Here is an 18,808-nt window from a genome sequence, read left to right as displayed (position 1 = left end):
TTGATCGGTACCGAGTAGTGCGGTGGTCGCGGGAGATGACGATTCCCCATTCCGGACACGCTCCGGGCCGCTCGGCCAAGTCCTACGGTCCTGAACGGGGAATTGTCATCTCCCGCTCACTTCCGACGAGCATGTTGCGTTAGCGAAAGGAATCCTTATGCGGTTCTTGGTGAAGCGGCTGCTGCTGTTTGCGGCGGCGCTGGTCGGGGTGTCGATGCTCGTGTTCGCGGCGCTGCGCATCCTGCCGGGCGATGTGGCCGTCGTCATGGCGGGCACCAACGCCTCAGCCTCGCGTGTGGCCGAACTGCGCGCCGAATTCGGGCTCGACCGGCCCTACACCGTCCAGTACCTCGACTGGGCGGGCGGACTGCTGCACGGCGACCTCGGCATGTCCGCGCTGACCGGGCGATCCGTCGCAGCGCAGGTCGGCCGCCGCGCGGCCATCACGTTCCCGCTGATCGTCATGAGCCTCGTGGTCGCGCTCGCCGTCGGGCTGCCGCTCGGCTGCGCCGCGTCCATCGCCCGTTCGCCCCGGCTGCGCGGGTTCCTGCGCGTGCTCGCCATAGCGGGCGGCGCGGTGCCCGCCCTGTGGAGCGGCCTGCTGCTGCTCCTGCTGTTCGGCCGCGGTGTCGGATTGATCGGTCTGTTCCCCTCGCAGGGATTCCCCGCCGATGGCTGGTCGGGCGATCCCGTCCGCGCGTTCGCCTCGCTGATCCTACCTGCGCTCGCCACTGGCTTCGTCGCGGCGGCCGGCATCATGCGCTACACGCGTTCCGCGCTCGACGACATCGCCTCCGATGGCGGTCCGGTCGACATGGCGATGGCCTGCGGCATGACCCGCACACAGGCGATGCTCCAGGTGGGACTGCGCCTCGCGACCCCGCAGCTCGTCTCGGTCGTGGGATTGACGTTCGCGTCGATGATCACCGGCGTCATGGTCATCGAGAACCTGTTCGCCCTGCCCGGGCTCGGCGCGCTGCTCGTCGGCGACGTCGGCAACCGCGATCTTGTCGCCGTTGAAAGCGAGCTGTTCCTGCTCGCCGCGTTCTTCCTGATTCTGGGACTGATCGTCGACCTGACGCATCGGGCGCTCGATCCGCGACTTGCCGCGGGAGAGGAGGAGTGATGGCCGTGACCAAACCGACTCCGGCGCGCCGCGCTCGAGTCATCCTTGACACCATGTGGTCGAGCGGCACCGGACGATACGCGCTCGTCGTGCTCGCCCTCTGGGCGCTCGTCGCGCTCGTCTCGTTGTTCTGGACGCCGCTCCCGCTGCTCGCCACCGACGGCTACCACGTCTGGGCCGCGCCGTCCGCCGACCATTGGCTTGGCACCGACGGCACCGGCGCCGACGTGCTGAGCTGGCTCATGGCCGGCTCGCGTACCAACCTCGTGATCGCCGGCCTCACCGTGATCGGCTCCGCCGCGCTGGGACTGCTGCTCGTCGGCCTCATGGTCGCGCGATCCACGGCGCTCGCCTCCGTATCGGTCGCCGTCGTCGACGCGCTCATCTCCATTCCGACCGTGCTCATCGCCCTGCTGCTCGCCGTGCCGTTCGGCGCGTCCGCGGCGGTCGTCGTCGGCGCATGCTCGATCGCCTACGGGTTGAACCTCGCGCGCGTGGCCCGGCCCGCCGCCCTGCTCGCCGCGCGGTCGCAGTACGTCGAATCGGCGCGGGCGAACGGGGCGGGCGGCCTGCGCGTGCTCGTGCAGCACATCGTGCCGAACATCACGCCGGTGCTGGCGGTGCAGCTGTCGATGTCCGCCGGAACCTCGGTACTGGCCGAAGCGGGGCTCACGTATCTCGGCGTCGGCGTCGGCGCGGGCGTGCCCAGCTGGGGGCATTCGCTCTCCACATCGGTCAAGCTCATCAACGTGTTTCCGCTGACGGTGCTGTGGCCGGGATTGGTGGTCACGCTCGTCGTCATCGCGTTGAACCTGTTCGGCGACGCCCTGCGCGATGCGGGCGATCCGGTCGCCAATCCTCTGCTGCGGGAGGCTTAGTTTTCGATGGTCATTTGTGCGATTCGTTTGCGTTGCGTCCGGGGTGAGCCGGCTAACGCCGTACTGGACGCGCTCAAGGCCGCTCGGCCAAGCCTACGGTCCAGTACGGCGTACCCGCCTCACCCCTCCGTTGGGGGTGTTCGTCGCGTTTGCTGCTTGTGCCTCGGGGGAGGTGTTCGATGAGTGTTTCTGTCCGTGGGTTGAAAGTCGACCTTGGTGGCGTCGAGATCGTGCATGGGGTCGATCTGACCATCGGCGATGGGGAGCGCGTCGGGCTGATCGGGGCGTCCGGGTCGGGCAAATCGATGATCGCCAAGGCCTTGCTGGGGTTGTTGCCGCAGGGCGCTTCGCTGTGCGGCGGGATTTCGATGGGGGATGCGGCGATCCTTGGGAGTGCGAGTGGCGAGGGTAATGGCGGCGACTCGGCTCCGGCCTCCTATGCGGACGAGCGGACGTTGGCCGACCTGCGCGGGCGGTATGTGGGGACGGTGTTCCAGAATCCGGCTCGGGCGCTGAACCCGGTGATGACCGTCGCGCGGCAGATCGCGCTGCCGCTGCGGCTGCACTACGACCTCACGGCCTCGGAACGCGCCGAGCGTGTCAGGGCGATGCTCGGCAAGGTCGGATTGTCCGACGACGTGCTGAACAAGCGGCCGCACGAGCTGTCGGGCGGACAGCGCCAGCGCGTCGGCATCGCGACGGCGCTGATCACCTCGCCGCGCTTCATCATCGCGGACGAGCCCACCACGGCGCTTGACTCGATCACGCAACGCCAGATCGTCGACCTGCTCGTCTCGCTCGTCGACGACGCGGGCGCCTCGATGCTGTTCATCACCCACGACTTCGCCGTGCTCTCGCGCGCCACCACACGCTGCTACGTGTTGGACGAGGGGCGTATCGTCGAATCGGGGAATACGGCCGATCTGCTCGCCGCGCCCGAAACGGCGCCCGCTCGCGAGCTCGTCACGGCCGCGCGCAGGCTGACGCTGCATGCCGGCGACACGTCGCGTGCCGATGAAGGGGGAGTCGCACAGTCATGAACGCCATGAACGTTATGAACGCCGCAGACGCAACGGCAACGCCGCGGTCGACTGAACCGTCGCAGCCGCTGCTCGCCGCACGACACATCGACACGTCGTTCGTCGACCGTGCCATGCACCGTGGGCTGTTCGCGCCCAGAACGCGCCGGCAGGTGCTGTTCGACGTGTCCGCCGAGGTGCATGCGGGGGAGTGCCTCGCCGTGATCGGCGCATCCGGATCGGGCAAGACCACGCTCACGCGCGTCATGCTGGGGCTCGACACGGCCGACTCCGGCGAGATCCTCTACCGTGGGTCCGCGGTCGAACGCGGTTCGGCGGGCATGCGTGCGTTGCGTGCCGAATCGTCGATCGTCTTCCAGGACCCGTACGGGTCGCTCGATCCGCGTTGGACCGTCGAACGGTCGGTGTCCGAACCGCTGTGGCTGCGGCGCAAGGCGCTCGGCTACGCGTTCGACGAGGTCGCCGGCAAGACCGTGCAGGCGCTGGCCCGCGTCGGCCTTGACCCGCGCATGTTCCTGAACCGCTACCCGTGCGACCTGTCCGGCGGGCAGGCGCAGCGCGTCGCCATCGCCCGCGCCATCGTCAACGAGCCGAAGGTGATCCTCACCGACGAGCCGATGAGCGCCATCGACGTGGCCGCGCGCGTGCAGATCCTCGAGACCCTCCAGTCGATCCTCGCCGGCGAGGGAGTGGACGGCGAGCGCCCCGCGCTGATCATCGTCTCGCATGATCTCGGCGTCGTACGGCACATCGCCGACCGCATCCTCGTCCTCAACGAGGGGCGTGCGATCGAGACCGGACCCACTGAGCGGGTCCTTGACGCCCCTGAATCCGACTACACCCGTCGCCTCATCGAAGCCGCCTCGCTGTAGGCCGGCCGGGGAGAGACATGGCAACAGGTATCATCCCTGTCCACAATGCGGACTGTGCGGGCCCCGCGCGACACGCCCTCGCCGATGAGGGTGGTATCGTGTGAGACATGCAGATTATCTTGTGTTGTTGTCGCTAACCGACGCCCCCGGGCGAACGGTCAGTGACGCATAACTTGAGATAGGGCATTCGGGCGCGGCGTAGCCGCATTTCACCTCGATTCGTGCGCAGCGGTTTTCAGTCGCACAAGGCTATTGGTACGTTGGGGGTATCGATAACCGGGTCTTCGGGGCAGACCAATGAGCGACAGGGCATACGGGCATCCACGGATCACGCATCCGGCGAACGGCCCGGAACACCGGCATCATCGGAAAACACCGGATGCGATCACCGGATACGGAATCGCACCGCATCGAACGCAATCAATCTCGTCACTTTCCTTTCGTCGGGGAACGTCGGTCCGCGACACGGCATCGTCGCATGGCTTCCATCCAATCCATCACCAACCAACCGACAACCCACCCGAACCACAAGGAAAGAGACGAACATGACCATCGCCAACAGCACCGCGGAGCTCATCGGCAACACCCCGCTCGTCAAGCTCAACCACATCCCCGCCGAGGAGGGCGTCAACGCCACCATCGCGGTCAAGATCGAATACATGAACCCGGGCGGCTCGTCCAAGGACCGCATCGCCGCGCGCATCATCGACGCGGCCGAACGCTCCGGCGAACTCAAGCCCGGCGGCGTCATCGTCGAACCCACGTCCGGCAACACCGGAGTGGGACTTGCGATGGTGGCCCAGCAGCGCGGCTACCGCACGATCTTCACCCTGCCGGACAAGGTCTCCGAATCCAAGCGCGCCGTGCTGCGCGCGTACGGCGCCGAAGTCGTCGTCACCCCCACCGACGCCGGCCCCGACGACCCGCGCTCCTACTACCAGGTCGCCGAACGACTCGCCAAGTCGATCCCCGGCGGATTCCGCCCCAACCAGTACGACAACCCGAACGGTCCCGCCAGCCACTACGCGACCACCGGCCCCGAGATCTGGGAGGCGACCGACGGCAAGGTCACGCACTTCGTCGCCGGCATCGGCACCGGCGGCACGATCTCCGGCACCGGCAAATATCTGAAGGAGGCCTCCGACGGCCGCGTCGTCGTCGTCGGATCCGACCCGGAGGGCTCGATCTACTCCGCACCCAGCCTCGCCGACGTCCACCAGTACGACATCGAGGGCGTGGGCGAGGACTTCTACCCGAAGGCCTACGACCGCTCCATCCCCGACGAGATCGTCAAGGCGAACGACGCCGAGGCGTTCGAGATGACCCGCAGGCTCGCCGCCGAGGAGGCGCTGCTCGTCGGCGGCTCCTCCGGCATGGCCGTCGTCAGCGCGATCAAGTACGCGAAGGAACACGACCTCGGCGCCGACCAGCTCGTCGTCGTCCTCGCCCCCGACTCCGGCCGCAGCTATCTGGAGAAGATCTTCAACGACGACTGGATGCGCGCCAACGGCTACGGCGACATCGTCGAACGCACCACCCGCCCGTCGCTCGCCGAACAGTACCTGTGACCTTCCGCCCATAACCGACCGGATAACCGGTCATCACCAACACCGATACCGACCGGCGCCATGCGCGCCGGCCACTGCCATACCCTCGACAACGTACCCAAAATCCACTCATAAGCCCAAGCGCACCACACCGAAAGGAACCAATCACCATGTCCGCCGAATACAACGCCCAGTTCGCCGCAGCCGACATCGCCACCCGCGCCATCCACGCCGGCCAGGAGCCCGACCCCACCACCGGCGCCGTCGTCACGCCGATCTACGCCACCTCCACGTTCAAGCAGGACGGCGTGCTGGGCCTTCGCGGCGGACACGACTACTCGCGCTCCATCAACCCCACGCGCACCAGCTTCGACGAGCAGCTCGCCGCCGTCGAAGGTGCCAAGTACGCGCTCTCCTTCTCCTCCGGACTCGCCGCCATCGACGTGCTGCTGCGCTCCACCCTGAAGCCCGGCGACAGCATCCTGCTCGGCAACGACGTGTACGGCGGCACCTACCGACTGCTCGCCAAGGTGTTCGTGCCGTGGGGCGTCGGCCTCGACGTGGTCGACATCACCGATGCGAAGGCCGTCGAGGAGGCGCTCGCCGCCAAGCACTACGCGTACGTGTGGGTCGAGACCCCGTCCAACCCGCTGCTCAACATCACCGACATCGCTCTGACGGCCGAGATCGCGCACAAGTACGGCACCAAGGTCGTCGTCGACAACACGTTCGCCTCGCCCGCGCTCCAGCATCCGCTGGGCGAGGGCGCCGACGCGGTCGTCTACTCGACCACCAAGTACATCGGCGGCCACTCCGACGTGGTCGGCGGCGCCGTCGTCTTGAACGACGCCGAGGTGCGCGACGAGGTCGCCTTCCTGCAGAACGCCGCCGGCGCCGTGCCCTCCCCGTTCGACTCCTGGCTCGACATCAGGGGCCTCAAGACCCTCGCCCTGCGCGTCGAACGCCACTCCGCCAACGCGCTGAAGATCGCCCAATGGCTCGAATCCCAGCCGTCCGACGTGGTGGAGCGCGTCTGGTACCCGGGCCTCGAATCCCACCCCGGCCACGAGATCGCCGCACGTCAGATGCACGGCGGATTCGGCGGCGTCGTCTCCGTGCAGCTCGCCGCCGGAGGCGAGGCGGCCAAGCGCTTCGTCGACCACACCCGCATCTTCACGCTGGCCGAATCGCTCGGCGGCGTCGAAAGCCTCATCGAAGTGCCCGCCGCCATGACCCACGCCTCCGTGGCCGGCACCACCCTGCAGGTGCCCGCCAACCTGATCCGCATCTCCGTGGGGCTGGAGAACGCGGACGACCTCATCGCCGACCTCGACCAGGCCTTCAAGGCGCTCTGAGACGCCGGCGGAGCGCCCTGCTTCCACCTGCTTCTACACTGGAAGCATGACTGAACCCACGGCGGCGCTCGACGCGCTCAAACGATACTTCGGCTACGAATCGTTCCGCCCCGGGCAGACCGCCGTGGTGAACGCGCTGCTCGGCGGGCGGGACGTACTCGCCGTCATGCCCACCGGCGCCGGCAAATCGGTGTGCTACCAGATCCCGGCCGTGCTCCTGCCCGGCGTCACCGTCGTCATCTCGCCGCTCATCTCCCTGATGCAGGACCAGGTCGACGCTCTGAACGACATAGGCCTGCCCGCCGCGTTCATCAACGGCACGCAGGCCCCCGACGAGCAGTCGATGGTGCTTGCACAGGCCGCCGCAGGCCGGGTCAAACTCCTCTACGTCGCGCCGGAGCGCCTGGAGACGCAGCGATTCAGGAACTTCGCCTCGTCCACGCCGATCTCGCTCGTGGCCGTCGACGAGGCGCACTGCGTCTCCCAATGGGGACAGGACTTCCGCTCCTCGTACCTGTCGATCGGTGAGTTCATCGCCTCCCTGCCGCGCCGTCCGATCGTCGGCGCGTTCACCGCCACCGCCACCGAGAAGGTGCGCTACGACGTCGTGAACCTTCTGGGGCTGCGTTCGCCGCAGGTCACCGTCACCGGCTTCGACCGGCCCAACCTCTACTTCGACGTCATCATGATGGAGGGCAAACGCAAGGCCGCGTGGATCGCCGACTATATCGCCGCGCATGCGCAGGAGTCCGGCATCGTGTACTGCTCCACGCGCAAGGAGACCGAGGCGCTCGCCGACACGCTGAACCGTGCGGTGCCGGCGAAACTCGCGGGTGCGACCGGGGGAGTGGCGTCGGCCGGGCGTCTCGCCGTCGCCTATCACGGCGGCATGAGCGCCGACGTGCGCGCCGCCGCGCAACGCGACTTCGTCACCGACCGGGTGCAGGTCGTCGTCGCCACCAACGCGTTCGGCATGGGCATCGACAAGTCGAACGTGCGATATGTCATCCACCACAACATGCCCGAGTCGATCGAGGCGTACTATCAGGAGGCCGGTCGTGCGGGGCGCGACGGCGAACCCAGCCGGTGCACGCTGCTGTGGAACGAGTCGGACATCGTCACGCGCCGGCGCCTGCTCGACAACGACAACGAGAACGAGCGCATGACGCCCGAGGAACAGGAGATCGCGCGGCGCAACCGCCGGCGCCTGCTCGACGGGATGATCGGCTACTGCCGCACCACCGAGTGCCTGCACCGCTACATGACCCGCTACTTCGGGCAGGAGGACGGGCCGGTCGCGGGTGCGAATGGTGGTGTGTCGGCGTCCGGCAAGCCCGTCAAATGCGGGGCGTGCGCGAACTGCGAGCGCACGTTCACCACCATCGACGTGTCCGCCGTGGCCCGGGCGATCAGCCAGTGTGTGCACGACGTCGACCAGCGCGTCGGCTCCGGCAAGATCGTCAGGATCCTGCGCGGTTCGCAGGCGCAGGATCTCGCGTGGCTCAACCCGCAGAGCATGCCCACGTTCGGCATGCTCAGGGACGTGCCCGAGGCGCGCATCCGCGACGTGCTGAGTCAGATGGCCACCGACGGGTTCCTGTACATCGATGCGGGGCGTCTGCCGATCGTGAAGTTCGGACGCCGAGCGGCGGAGACCGTCGCACCCGGGTTCCGCTATGAGATCAAGCGTGTGGACCGTAAGACCGACCGTTCGTCGGATGGCATCGGGGGAGCGGGGCGTCCCGTCCGCCGCGTCGCCTCCGGCATCGGCGGCGCCGGCACGCCGGATTCGACCGTCTACGGTGCCTCCGGCACGAGTGGGTCCGCGGATGTGGACGCCTACGTGCCGAACGACGAGGAGGACGCGCTGTTCGAGCGTCTGCGTGCGTTGCGACGTACGATCGCGCAGGAGATCGGCAAACCGCCGTACATCGTCTTCTCCGACCGCACTCTGCGTGACATGGCGCGCATCAGGCCAGTCACCGACGCCCAGTTCCTCGCCGTCAACGGCGTGGGCGAGCGCAAGCTCGGCCAGTACGGCAAGCGTTTCATGGAGGAGATCGCCGCGTTCAATGCCGCAAAGTGCTGAACGCGGCGATGGTCGAGGCATCATCGGCAAAATATGTGATGCAGATCACTACAGTTTATGCAAATCGTGGGTTACGACTTATGTAAATCGCCGATTACGCATGTGTCGATGGGGGAGAACGCAATGATTCCAAGGGCTTTGAGCCGAACTTGCGTCCGTCGGCGATATGCCTGCGAATAGCCTTCTATGACACCGGGTTGGCGGCCAGCTTGTGGGCATGGAATCGGCCGATCAACTGTTCACCAGTCAATATCGCGGCAACCTCTATGAGAACATGGTCGTGGTCGAGATCGTCAAACGATATCAGGCGCTCGGCAGGGAACCGAAGCTGTTCTACTGGCGTGACAGCAACAAGAAGGAGATCGACCTGATCATCGAGAAGGGCGGGCGGCCGCTGTATGCTGTCGAGGTCAAGTCCTCGTCATCGTTCAATCCGAAATCGTTCGAGATTCTCGAGGATCTCGCACCGGATTTCGGTCTGCCCGTGGACAACCGTTTCGTGGTCTACGGGGGAGACGAGTCCTTTGCGACCAGCCACGGTCAGGTCATCGGCATCACCGATCTCGGACGGTTGGTCGGCTGACGTCGCGTCCGTCCGCCAGCCTCTGCTGTCTCGCCCCTCGAACGCTTGGTACACGTTCGCGGAGAGGGTGGTGATGTTCGTGGCGGCGGATTCGTCGACGTCGTTCGTCATCACGGCGATCACGTATGGGCGGGCACCGTAGACGATCGCGACGTCGTTCTGCACTGCAGCCAGTTCGCCGGTCTTGTTCGCCACCTGCACGCCGGCGGGCACGCCCGCCGGGATCTTCGTGCGTCGCGTCTGTCCAAGCAGCAGGTCGACCATCCGTTTGCTCGCGTTCGCCGACACCAGTTCGCCCCGATAAACCTTGGCGAGGAACGTCCCGCAGTCGCGCGCCGACGTCCAGTTCTCGACGGCGTTGCCCGATGCGGCGCCTGTCAGTGCGCGCAGCTCCTTCGTGCCGGAGAAGCCGTACCGTACGGCGGTGTCGGTGACGGTCGCGATCGCGGCCGTGGTCCCGCCCTTGCCGCCGATGACGGCGAGCAGCCGATTGGCCGCATCGTTCGAACTGACCGTGATCATCTGCTGCAGGTTCGCGTCGATCGTCGCGTTGTCGGCGATCGTCCCGTGCTCGAGACGATCGAACACCGTGAGCATGATGTACAGCTTGATCAGCGACGCCGCGACCAGCGGTTTGTCGTTGATCGCCGTGTCCCGCCCGCTGCCGAGGTCGAGCGCGTACACGGACCAGTCGCCCGGATACTGTGCGACGGTCGATTCGATCGTCTGTCTCACCGCATCGATGCGCGCCGCATCCGGGTCCGGTGCGGCCGTTTCGGCTTTGTCGGTCCCGTCACCCGTACCTGTCATGTCGCCGTCCGTGGTGTGTTTCGTCGTCGATGACGTGGTCTGATTTCGGCCGGGGTCATCCGCTGCGCCGCCTGCCACGCCCGTCACGCGCGGATACGCGATGATCCCGGCGAGTACGGCGACCAGCAGCACCGCTGCCACGATGACGGCTGCGATCGGCGTGCGACTCCGCGCGGCGTGTGACCGTCCACGACGTCTACGAGAGGATGCACTGCGCGCGCAGCGGCGTCCGCCCATCACTCGTCCGCCTTGGCGAGCTGCTGGTCGATGTCGGCGAGGACGTCGCTCATGATCTGCGCCGCCGTGCCCTTGCCCTGATTCTGCGTGGCGAGCGCGACCGCCGCCTTGCCGTGCGGTGTGGTGACGACCGCGAAGTAGTTCCACGTGTTCTTGATGCCCTGTCCGCGATGTGCGTGGATGGTCATGTCGGATGGAATCGCGACGCCTTCGGCTGCGACGTCGACGTTCATGAGGTCGGACACCCCGGCCGCATCCACCGCGGCGAGCATGCGTACGGCGTCGAACGTGGAGCTGGTGTTCTCGTAGCCGGCGTTGCTGGCCTGCACGTCGCCGAAGTTGCGGTCCAGCGTGGTGTCGGCGTATCCGTGCTGCTTGAGCCACAGGTTGACCGCCTCGAAGCCGCCGAAGTCGGCGATCGCCTGATTGGCGGCCGCATTGTCCATCGTGGACATCATCGTCTGGGCCTCGGTGAGGGAATCGCCACCGTTCGACCGTGCGGCGAGATAGACGGGCAGGTACAGGCCTGCGGAGACGAACTTCGTGCGTGCGGCGGCCGTGTTGGCCACGTCCTTTTCCGAATAGGACGTGTCGGCCGACGAGGTGCCGTCGCCGAGGAACATCGCCGAGACCGACACGTCGGTGGAGGAGTACTTGTCGGTGATCGACGACAGCGACTTCGAGTTGGGCTTCGTCGTCTTGGCCTTCGCGTCGGTGTCGGATTTGGTTGCGGAATCGGCTTCGGACTTGTCCGAATCGGCCGTGTTCGATTGTTCGGTGGTCTGATTGGTCGGGGTCGAGCCGGTCAGGAAGTCCGGCTTGATGACGAACGCGAACACGAGCGCCGCGACGATCGCCACGGCGGCGATCGCGGCCACGACGATGATCCATATCCGGTTCGTCCTGGACCGTGTCGTGGCGCTCGGCGTGGGAGCCGGCACCGGCGAAGGCGAAGGACCGGACGCGGGTGCGGGGGAAGCCTGCGGGGGATCGGGCACCGGACGATCCTGCGACGTTCCCCTCGTCGGTGCCGGTGTCGGTACCGGTTGAATCGTCGGTTGAATCGGCGTGGGCTCCGGCTGAGCTGCTGCGGACGACCCGGCGGGAGTCATCTGAGCAATCGGCGTGCCGCAGTTCGTGCAGAATCTCGTTCCGGGTTCAAGACTGTGACCGCAGTTCGTGCAGAAACGCATATGATCCCTTTCCTTCCCTGTGTTCTTCCCGCGTCGTTCTTGCGCATGCGCGTTGTCCTCCCGCATGAAGAACCACGTCCTATTATGGTATCCGTCATTCCAATGAACACCTATGGAGGACGACACATGGTTGAGGAAACGAACGAAAAGCCGACGAAGCCCGTCGTCGAGAGCTTCCAGCTGGATCACACGAAGGTCAAGGCGCCGTACGTGCGCTACATCGACACGGAGAAGGGGCCGCATGGCGATGTGATCTCCAACTACGACCTGCGTCTCGTGCAGCCGAACGAGAACGCGATCCCGACCGCGGGCCTGCACACGATCGAGCACACGATCGCCGTGCTGCTGCGCGAGCGTATCGACGGCTACATCGACTGCTCGCCGTTCGGCTGCCGCACCGGCTTCCACCTGCTCACCTGGGGCGAGCACCCCACCGAGGAGGTCGCCAAGGCGCTGAAGGAATCGCTCGAGTTCATCGCCTACAAGGCCACGTGGGACGACGTCCCCGCCACGACGATCGAAAGCTGCGGCAACTACCGCGACCACAGCCTGTTCACCGCGAAGGAGTGGTGCAAGGACATCCTCGCCAAGGGCATCAGCTCCGACCCCTTCGTCCGCAAGGTCGTCTGAGCCTTACGGTTGGTTGGGCCGGATGAATGGGTGTGCTCGACACACTCAAGGCCGTTCGGCCAAGCCTACGGTCGAGCACCCCCATTCATCCGGCCCCGTTGGTCTACTTACTTACGCCCGTTCGGCGATGCGCGTGATGGCGTCGTCCGATTCGTCGACGATGCGCCGCATCGCCGCCTCGGCGCCCGCGCCGTCGCCCCGGCGCACCAGCGCCGCGACCTCGCTGTGCAGGTCCAGCGCCTCCTGATTCGCGGTCTTCGGCATCAGCTCGTGATGCGTGCGCCCTTCGAGCGTGGCGACGATGACGTCGCCCAGATCGGCGATCATCAGATTTCCGCTCGCCTCCACGAGCGTGCGGTGGAACAGGCTGTCGGCGTCGAGGTACTCCTGCTCGTCGGCGCGGTCCGCGTGCGAGACCATGCCGATCGCGGCCTCGGTCAGGGCCGCCCACTGCTCGTTTGTGGCATGCGTGGCGGCGAGGCGCGCGGCCAGCGGTTCGACCGCCGAGCGAAGCTGCGACAGTTCGTGCAGCGCGTCCAGACGGTGCCTCCCGCCCAAGCGCCAGCGGATTACCTGCGGGTCGAACATGTTCCATTGCCGGATCGGGTTGACCGTCGCGCCCGCCTTGCGCCTGACGCTCACCAGTCCCATCGATTCCAGCACGCGAGTCGCCTCTCGCGTGACCGTGCGCGAGGGGCTTTCGCCGCCGAGATCGGGGTCGGGGAGCCGGTCTCCCGGGGCGATGTCGCCGTCGACGATCGCCATGCCCCACCAGTCCAGCAGCCGGTCGTGCAACGGGCGTTCGTCACTTTGCCCGGCGTATTGACCGGTACGCGCCGTATCTTCCGTCTTCTCCGTATTCATAGGACAAGTATCGCACATGCGATGTGTTATGGCATACATATTCGACACGCCGTCTTTGAATCGTATTGCGTAATCCAAAACGGTGCGTTATATTGAATATCAACATACAAAACAGATTGGTTGACAGAGTTTCGTCATCCAATACAACGACTCAAAGAAGAGATGGATTATGAATACCATGATTCTTGCGGCGGCCAACACGGCGGCTGATACCGCGGTGCACCTCAACGGCACCCAGCTTGGCATCAGCGTGGTCGCCAGCATCGTCGTCCTGATCCTGCTGGTCACCGTCGCCAAGCTGCACCCGTTCGTCTCCCTGCTCATCTCCGCACTGGTCGTCGGCATCGGATCCGGCTACGGACCGGTCGCCACCGTCGAAAGCTTCTCCGACACCTTCGGCTCCACCATGGCCTCCGTCGGCATCCTCGTCGGCCTCGGCGCGATGCTCGGACGCGTGCTCATGGACACCGGCGCCGCCGACTCCATCGTCGACACGCTGCTGGCGAAGACCTCCGTGAAGATGATCCCGTGGACCATGGCCCTGATCGGCGCCCTGATCGGCCTGCCCATGTTCTTCGAGGTCGGCCTCGTCGTGCTCGTGCCCGTCATCATCCTCATCACCCGTCGCTCCAAGCTGCCGCTCATGCGCGTCGCCATCCCGACCCTCGCCGGCCTGTCCGTCATGCACGCCTGCATGCCGCCCCAGCCCGGCCCGCTCGCCGCGCTCAGCTGCTTCAAGAACGGCTCCGTAGGCGTCACCATGATGTTCGGCCTGCCAATCGCCGTGATCACCGCCGCGCTCGTCGGCCCGCTCTTCTCCAAGTTCGCCGCCAAGTGGGTGCCGGTCGGCGCCCCCGAGAACTTCGAGACCGGCAAGGGCCGCGTCGACGCCGACGGCAACCCCGTCACCGCCAAGCCGCCGTTCGCCCTGTCCGTGCTGTGCATCCTCATGCCCGCGATCCTCATGCTCGGCAACGCGATCTTCGAGATCGCCGCCCCCGATCAGGCCGGCTCCGACGCCCTCTACGCGCAGGTCTTCGCCTTCTTCGGCAAGCCCGCCATCGCGCTCGCCGTCGCCGTGGTCTTCGCGATGCTCGTGCTCGGACGTGCCACCCACATGACCTGGAAGGCCGTCAACGACTCCCTCAAGGCCGCGCTTCCCCCGATCGCCGGCATTCTGCTCATCGTCGGCGCCGGCGGCGGCTACAAGGGCGTCCTTGTCGACACCGGCATCGGTGACATCATCGGCAGGTTCGTCGAAAGCTCCTCGATCTCCATCTTCCTCGTCGCTTGGCTCATCGCCGCGTTCGTGCGCGTCGCCACCGGCTCCGCCACCGTCGCGATCATCACCACCGCCGGCATCCTCGGCCCCGTCGTCGACCAGATGGGCGTGACCGCCCCGGCCATCGCCCTGCTCGTCATCGCGATCGGCGCCGGATCCGTGTTCCTCTCCCACGTCAACGACGCCGGATTCTGGCTCATCAAGGAGTACTTCGGCCTCGAGGTCGGCGAGACGTTCAAGACGTGGACCGTCCTCGAATGCCTGCTCTCGCTCGTCGTGCTCGCCCTCGTCATGATCGCCAGCATCTTCGTGCCCCTTGTCTGACTCCCGATTCGGCTTCGTCTAGGCCCTCGGCTCCCCTTGTCAGGGGAGCTGGCCCGCGAAGCGGGTCTGAGGGGTAGTCGCCTGCCCCGTATTTCGTGAAACCTCCACACGCAAAAGGAACCGCACCATGACCACCGCAACCGCCACCCCCACCCTCGCCGAGCGCATCATCGTCGAGAACACCATCCCCGCCAAGTACTTCAGCCACGCCAAGCCGATCATCGTCCTCATGGGCGTGTGCGGCTGCGGCAAGACCACCGTCGCCGAGCATCTCGTCGACCACTACGGCCTGAAGTACGCCGAGGCCGACGACTTCCACCCGCAGGCCAACATCGACAAGATGGCCGCCGGCCACCCGCTCACCGACGAGGACCGCTGGCCGTGGCTCGACACCCTCGCCGTGTGGATCGACGAGCGCATCGCCGCCGGCGAGCCCGCCGTCGTCACCTGCTCCGCGTTGAAGCGCGCCTACCGCGACCGACTGCGCCGCAAGGGCGTCGTGTTCGTCTACATGAAGGGCACGTTCGACGAGGTGATGGAACGCCTGTCCACCCGCGAGAACCACTTCATGAAGCCGGAGATGCTCCAAAGCCAGTTCGACATCCTTGAAGAGCCGGGCGACGACGAGGTCCATGTCGCCGCGCACATCGGACTGGGCACCCCCGAGCAGGAGGCGGCCGCCGTCGCGGGCGCGCTGCACCTGTGAGACCGTCGGCATCGTCAACGCGTCGTCAGTACATCGTCAATCACATCGCAACACCAACGCTACGACTCAGCAATCAGGACAGGAAGGCAACCGAAATGCAGATGGGTATGATCGGCCTCGGCCGTATGGGCGGCAACATGGTCAGGCGTCTCAAGGAGGACGGCCACGAGATCGTCGGCTACGACATGAACCCCGACTCCGGGCGTGACGTCGATTCGCTCGAGGCTCTGGTGGCCGCGCTCGACGCGCCCCGCGTCGTATGGGTGATGGTGCCTGCCGGCGCCCCCACCGATTCGACGATCGCGCGTCTGGGCGAACTGCTCGAGCCCGGCGACATCGTCGTCGACGGCGGCAACTCCAAGTACACCGAGGACCGCGAGCACGCGGCCGCACTCGCGAAGCGCGGCATCGGATTCCTCGATTGCGGCGTCTCCGGCGGCGTGTGGGGCGCCGAACGCGGCTACGCGCTGATGATCGGCGGCGACGACAAGGACTACGAGACCGTCCTGCCGATCTTCAGGAGCCTCAAGCCCGAAGGCGAGTTCGGCCTCGTCCACGCCGGCCCGGTCGGTGGTGGACATTTCGCCAAGATGGTCCACAACGGCATCGAATACGGCATGATGCAGGCGTTCGGCGAAGGCTTCGCAACGATGCTGCGCAGCGAATACGTGACCAACCCGGCCGAGACGATGACCTCTTGGCGCACCGGATCCGTGGTGGCCAGCTGGCTGCTCGACCTGCTCGACAACGCCACTAGGAACGATCCCGAATTGAAGGACGTGCCGGCCGTCGCCAACGAGTCGGGTGAGGCCAAGTGGATGGTCGAGGCCGCGCTCGAGCTCGGCGTGCCCACCCCGACCACCGCCGCGGCCCTATGGCAGCGGCAGGCCTCGCGCGGCGGCGCCGACGACATCCTCAGGGTCGTCACCGCGTTGCGAGCCCAGTTCGGCGGACATGTCACCAAGGTCGACGAGATCGCCACGCACTGAAACGACCACGCACCGAAACGGACGCCACCGGTTTGTGCGGCGGACATGGTAGCGTAACCCGTCAGTCACCATTCCAACCGACCCAATCCGACCAATCGACCGTGAGGTGAATCGTGGTATCCAATACCTCCTCCCGGCGCTTCCGCCACGCGACCATGCACGATCTTCCGCAGATGCTCAAGATCTACGCGCACGCCCGCGAGCTGATGGCGCGCAACGGCAATCCCACGCAATGGGGCAACACGTTCCCGCACGAGGAGGTCATCAGGGACGACATCGCCAACCAGCGCACGATGCTGCTCGTCGACACGCAGAACGGACACGAGCGCATCCTTGCCCAGTTCGCGTTGTGCCCGGGGGAGGACCCCACCTACAAGCACATCGACGGAGCCTGGCTGGACGACGACGCCTATGTCACCATCCACCGCATCGCGGCCTCCGGTCTGGTCAAGCACGCGGCGCGCGACTGCATCGCCTGGGCGCTCAAGCACTACGGCAATGTGCGCGCCGACACGCATCCCAACAACCGGGCCATGCAGCATGTGCTTGAGACCAACGGATTCGCCCGATGCGGGCTGATCCAGCTGATCGACCGAACGACGGACACCACCCGCATCGCCTACCAGCGCCACGAGTGGTGAGGTGAGCGGACCGGCGAAACGCACTAGCCCCCTGCCGAAACCGTATCGGTCGGCAGGGGGCTAGTGCGTTTCGGCCGCGTACGCGCCTACAGCAGGCTCGTTGGATCGAGCTTGGCGAGATCGTCCGCGGGCAGCACCTCGGCGGCATGCTCATACAGGCGCGGGATGCGGTTCCTCAGGCAGGTGAAGATCTCGTAGCTGATCGTGTCGGCTGCGCGCGCCCAATCGTCGGCGGTCGGCTCGACGAACTCCTCGCCGCGGCCCGGTCCGAACAGTTCGACCGTATCGCCCTCATGCACGCCGAGCGCGGCCGCCGAACCATGCAGATCGAGGATGAACTGGTCCATGCACACACGCCCGGAGACGCGGTAGAGCTTCGGGCCCTCGGCGGTCATCACACGCACCGGACCGCCGGGCTTCTCCACATGCTTGGCACCCTGCATGTCGAATCCGGAGGCGGAGCGGTGGATGCCGTCCGCGTAGCCGATCGGCACGATCGCCGTGGACGTGTCGTCCGGAGTCAGATAGGTGCGGCCGTAGGAGATGCCGTGACCGGCCTCCACGTCCTTGACGGTGCCGAGCTGCGCCTGCAGACGCATGGCCGGGGTCAGATGCCAGTCGCGCGGCGTGCCCATCGCCGGGTCCGGCTCGTAGCCGTACAGACCGATGCCCGGACGCGTCAGCTCGAAGTGGATCTCCGGACGGTCGAGCGTCGCCGCGGTGTTCGCCAGATGTCGGATCTCGGGGGCGATGCCCGCGGCCTCCATGCGGCGGGTGAAGTCCTTGAAGTTCTCGATCTGACGGTCGGTGGAGGCGACGAACTCCGGCACGTCCGGCGAATCGGCCACGGCGAGGTGGCTCCACTGGCCCACGATGTGCAGCACACCCTCCTTGGCGAGCGGAACGAGCTTGGCGAGCGCGGCGTCGAAGCCGGCCGGGGTGAAGCCGTTGCGTCCGAAGCCGGAATCGACCTTCACATGCACGCGCGCCGTCTTGCCGAGCGCGCGGGCGGCCTCGGCGACCCGGTCGATGCCCGGCAGCGAGCCGACGGAGATGTCGATGTCATTAGCGATGAGCTCGTCGAACGGCACTTCGGTGCCGTTGTAGACCCAGGTGAGAATGTGGCAGCGGTCGGGGCCGATGCCGAGCTTCCTGAGCAGCAGCGCCTCGTGCGACTGCGCGGTGCCGAGCCACGTGGCGCCGCCGGCCAGCGCGGCGAGGGCGGCGGGCAGCAGACCGTGGCCATAGGCGTCGGCCTTGACGACGCCCATCACGGCGGTGCCGGAGTTCGGGCCTCCCACGACGTCCACCAGATGCGCCATGTTGTCGCGCAGGGCCCTCATGTCGACGATGGCCTGCGCCGGGTAGCGGCGGCGGGCGGCCGCGTAGTTGGCCCTGCCCTGTTCGTTGCTGAATTCGATTGCCGGAGCGGCATTCGCTGCGTTGATAGTCATGACGCCCTATTGTGGCGCGTCAGTGTGACGTGGCTGTGGGGGAGACCACATTGCGGCCTTGTGGGCCGCCGGATTGAGGTGTCGGACGGGCGTTGAGCGGTGTCGGTCGGCATGGATCGGCATGGAGATGACTGGAAGACGCCGATCGGCGTGGTCCATATCGTGAACGCATGGTGAGACGGCGTGCG

General features: G+C 66.4%; 16 protein-coding genes and 2 pseudogenes. 13 read left to right on the top strand and 5 right to left on the bottom strand.

The genetic code is table 11. From position 1 onward, the window contains the following. Positions 1 to 157 precede the first annotated feature (157 nt). The 8 genes from BCAL_RS02070 (at position 158) to BCAL_RS12545 (ending at position 9,490) form a co-directional block, all read left to right on the top strand. Positions 158 to 1,126, top strand: coding sequence for an ABC transporter permease (locus BCAL_RS02070; protein ID WP_043166834.1), 969 nt, complete (start codon positions 158 to 160; stop codon positions 1,124 to 1,126). 53 nt (positions 1,127 to 1,179) lie between these two features. Beyond that, positions 1,180 to 2,004, top strand: a complete 825-nt coding sequence (locus tag BCAL_RS02065; RefSeq protein WP_081887212.1) for an ABC transporter permease — start codon at positions 1,180 to 1,182, stop codon at positions 2,002 to 2,004. 179 nt (positions 2,005 to 2,183) lie between these two features. Further along, on the top strand, positions 2,184 to 3,044 hold the full coding sequence (locus BCAL_RS02060) for an ATP-binding cassette domain-containing protein (RefSeq protein WP_043166837.1): 861 nt from the start codon (positions 2,184 to 2,186) through the stop codon (positions 3,042 to 3,044). A gap of 14 nt (positions 3,045 to 3,058) precedes the next feature. After that, on the top strand, positions 3,059 to 3,916 hold the full coding sequence (locus BCAL_RS02055) for an ABC transporter ATP-binding protein (protein WP_081887211.1): 858 nt from the start codon (positions 3,059 to 3,061) through the stop codon (positions 3,914 to 3,916). A gap of 545 nt (positions 3,917 to 4,461) precedes the next feature. Beyond that, positions 4,462 to 5,484 carry a pyridoxal-phosphate dependent enzyme gene (locus BCAL_RS02050; RefSeq protein ID WP_043166839.1) on the top strand — a complete coding sequence of 341 codons (1,023 nt, stop codon included), beginning with the start codon at positions 4,462 to 4,464 and terminating at the stop codon, positions 5,482 to 5,484. Between the two features lie 149 nt (positions 5,485 to 5,633). Continuing rightward, entirely contained in the window at positions 5,634 to 6,818 is a 1,185-nt protein-coding gene (locus BCAL_RS02045; protein ID WP_043166841.1) for a cystathionine gamma-synthase, read from the top strand. A gap of 46 nt (positions 6,819 to 6,864) precedes the next feature. Beyond that, positions 6,865 to 8,907, top strand: coding sequence for a RecQ family ATP-dependent DNA helicase (locus BCAL_RS02040; RefSeq protein ID WP_043166843.1), 2,043 nt, complete (start codon positions 6,865 to 6,867; stop codon positions 8,905 to 8,907). A gap of 217 nt (positions 8,908 to 9,124) precedes the next feature. Then, positions 9,125 to 9,490, top strand: a complete 366-nt coding sequence (locus BCAL_RS12545; RefSeq protein ID WP_152600405.1) for a DUF4143 domain-containing protein — start codon at positions 9,125 to 9,127, stop codon at positions 9,488 to 9,490. Positions 9,491 to 9,607: 117 nt separating this feature from the next. Here BCAL_RS12545 and BCAL_RS13645 read toward each other — a convergent pair. The 3 genes and pseudogenes from BCAL_RS13645 to BCAL_RS14035 all read right to left on the bottom strand — a co-directional run. After that, positions 9,608 to 10,087 (bottom strand): annotated as a pseudogene (locus BCAL_RS13645) (serine hydrolase); the annotation flags it as partial. A 449-nt stretch (positions 10,088 to 10,536) separates the two neighbouring features. Next, positions 10,537 to 11,415: a serine hydrolase gene (locus BCAL_RS02030; protein WP_043166845.1), complete on the bottom strand. Its 879-nt coding sequence runs from the start codon at positions 11,413 to 11,415 to the stop codon at positions 10,537 to 10,539. Between the two features lie 246 nt (positions 11,416 to 11,661). Then, a pseudogene (locus BCAL_RS14035) lies at positions 11,662 to 11,730 on the bottom strand (zinc-ribbon domain-containing protein); the annotation flags it as partial. Between the two features lie 126 nt (positions 11,731 to 11,856). On the opposite strand from BCAL_RS14035, the gene BCAL_RS02020 reads away from it, so the two are divergent. Further along, positions 11,857 to 12,360 (top strand): S-ribosylhomocysteine lyase, encoded by a 504-nt coding sequence (locus BCAL_RS02020; RefSeq protein ID WP_043166846.1) that lies wholly within the window; start codon positions 11,857 to 11,859, stop codon positions 12,358 to 12,360. Between the two features lie 111 nt (positions 12,361 to 12,471). On the opposite strand, the gene BCAL_RS02015 is transcribed toward BCAL_RS02020, so the two are convergent. After that, the gene (locus tag BCAL_RS02015) at positions 12,472 to 13,224 is read right to left on the bottom strand and encodes a FadR/GntR family transcriptional regulator (RefSeq protein WP_081887191.1); all 753 of its coding nucleotides are present in this window, start codon (positions 13,222 to 13,224) and stop codon (positions 12,472 to 12,474) included. A gap of 169 nt (positions 13,225 to 13,393) precedes the next feature. Here BCAL_RS02015 and BCAL_RS02010 point away from each other — a divergent pair, with 169 nt between their 5' ends. The 4 genes from BCAL_RS02010 (at position 13,394) to BCAL_RS01995 (ending at position 17,166) form a co-directional block, all read left to right on the top strand. Next, positions 13,394 to 14,830 (top strand): GntP family permease, encoded by a 1,437-nt coding sequence (locus BCAL_RS02010; RefSeq protein WP_238549594.1) that lies wholly within the window; start codon positions 13,394 to 13,396, stop codon positions 14,828 to 14,830. Between the two features lie 127 nt (positions 14,831 to 14,957). Next, positions 14,958 to 15,536, top strand: coding sequence for a gluconokinase (locus tag BCAL_RS02005; protein WP_238549593.1), 579 nt, complete (start codon positions 14,958 to 14,960; stop codon positions 15,534 to 15,536). A gap of 95 nt (positions 15,537 to 15,631) precedes the next feature. Continuing rightward, positions 15,632 to 16,525, top strand: a complete 894-nt coding sequence (gene gnd, locus BCAL_RS02000; RefSeq protein WP_043166848.1) for a phosphogluconate dehydrogenase (NAD(+)-dependent, decarboxylating) — start codon at positions 15,632 to 15,634, stop codon at positions 16,523 to 16,525. A gap of 155 nt (positions 16,526 to 16,680) precedes the next feature. Then, complete coding sequence (locus BCAL_RS01995) at positions 16,681 to 17,166, top strand: GNAT family N-acetyltransferase (protein ID WP_052119252.1); 486 nt, start codon at positions 16,681 to 16,683, stop codon at positions 17,164 to 17,166. Between the two features lie 86 nt (positions 17,167 to 17,252). Here BCAL_RS01995 and alr read toward each other — a convergent pair whose 3' ends face one another. Further along, a complete protein-coding gene (gene alr, locus BCAL_RS01990; protein WP_043166850.1) occupies positions 17,253 to 18,620 on the bottom strand; it encodes an alanine racemase in 1,368 nt (455 codons plus the stop codon). Positions 18,621 to 18,808 lie beyond the last annotated feature (188 nt).

The sequence above is a fragment of the Bifidobacterium callitrichos DSM 23973 genome (assembly GCF_000741175.1).
Classification (GTDB): Bacteria; Actinomycetota; Actinomycetes; order Actinomycetales; family Bifidobacteriaceae; genus Bifidobacterium; species Bifidobacterium callitrichos.
This window is presented reverse-complemented; position numbering and strand designations above follow the sequence as displayed.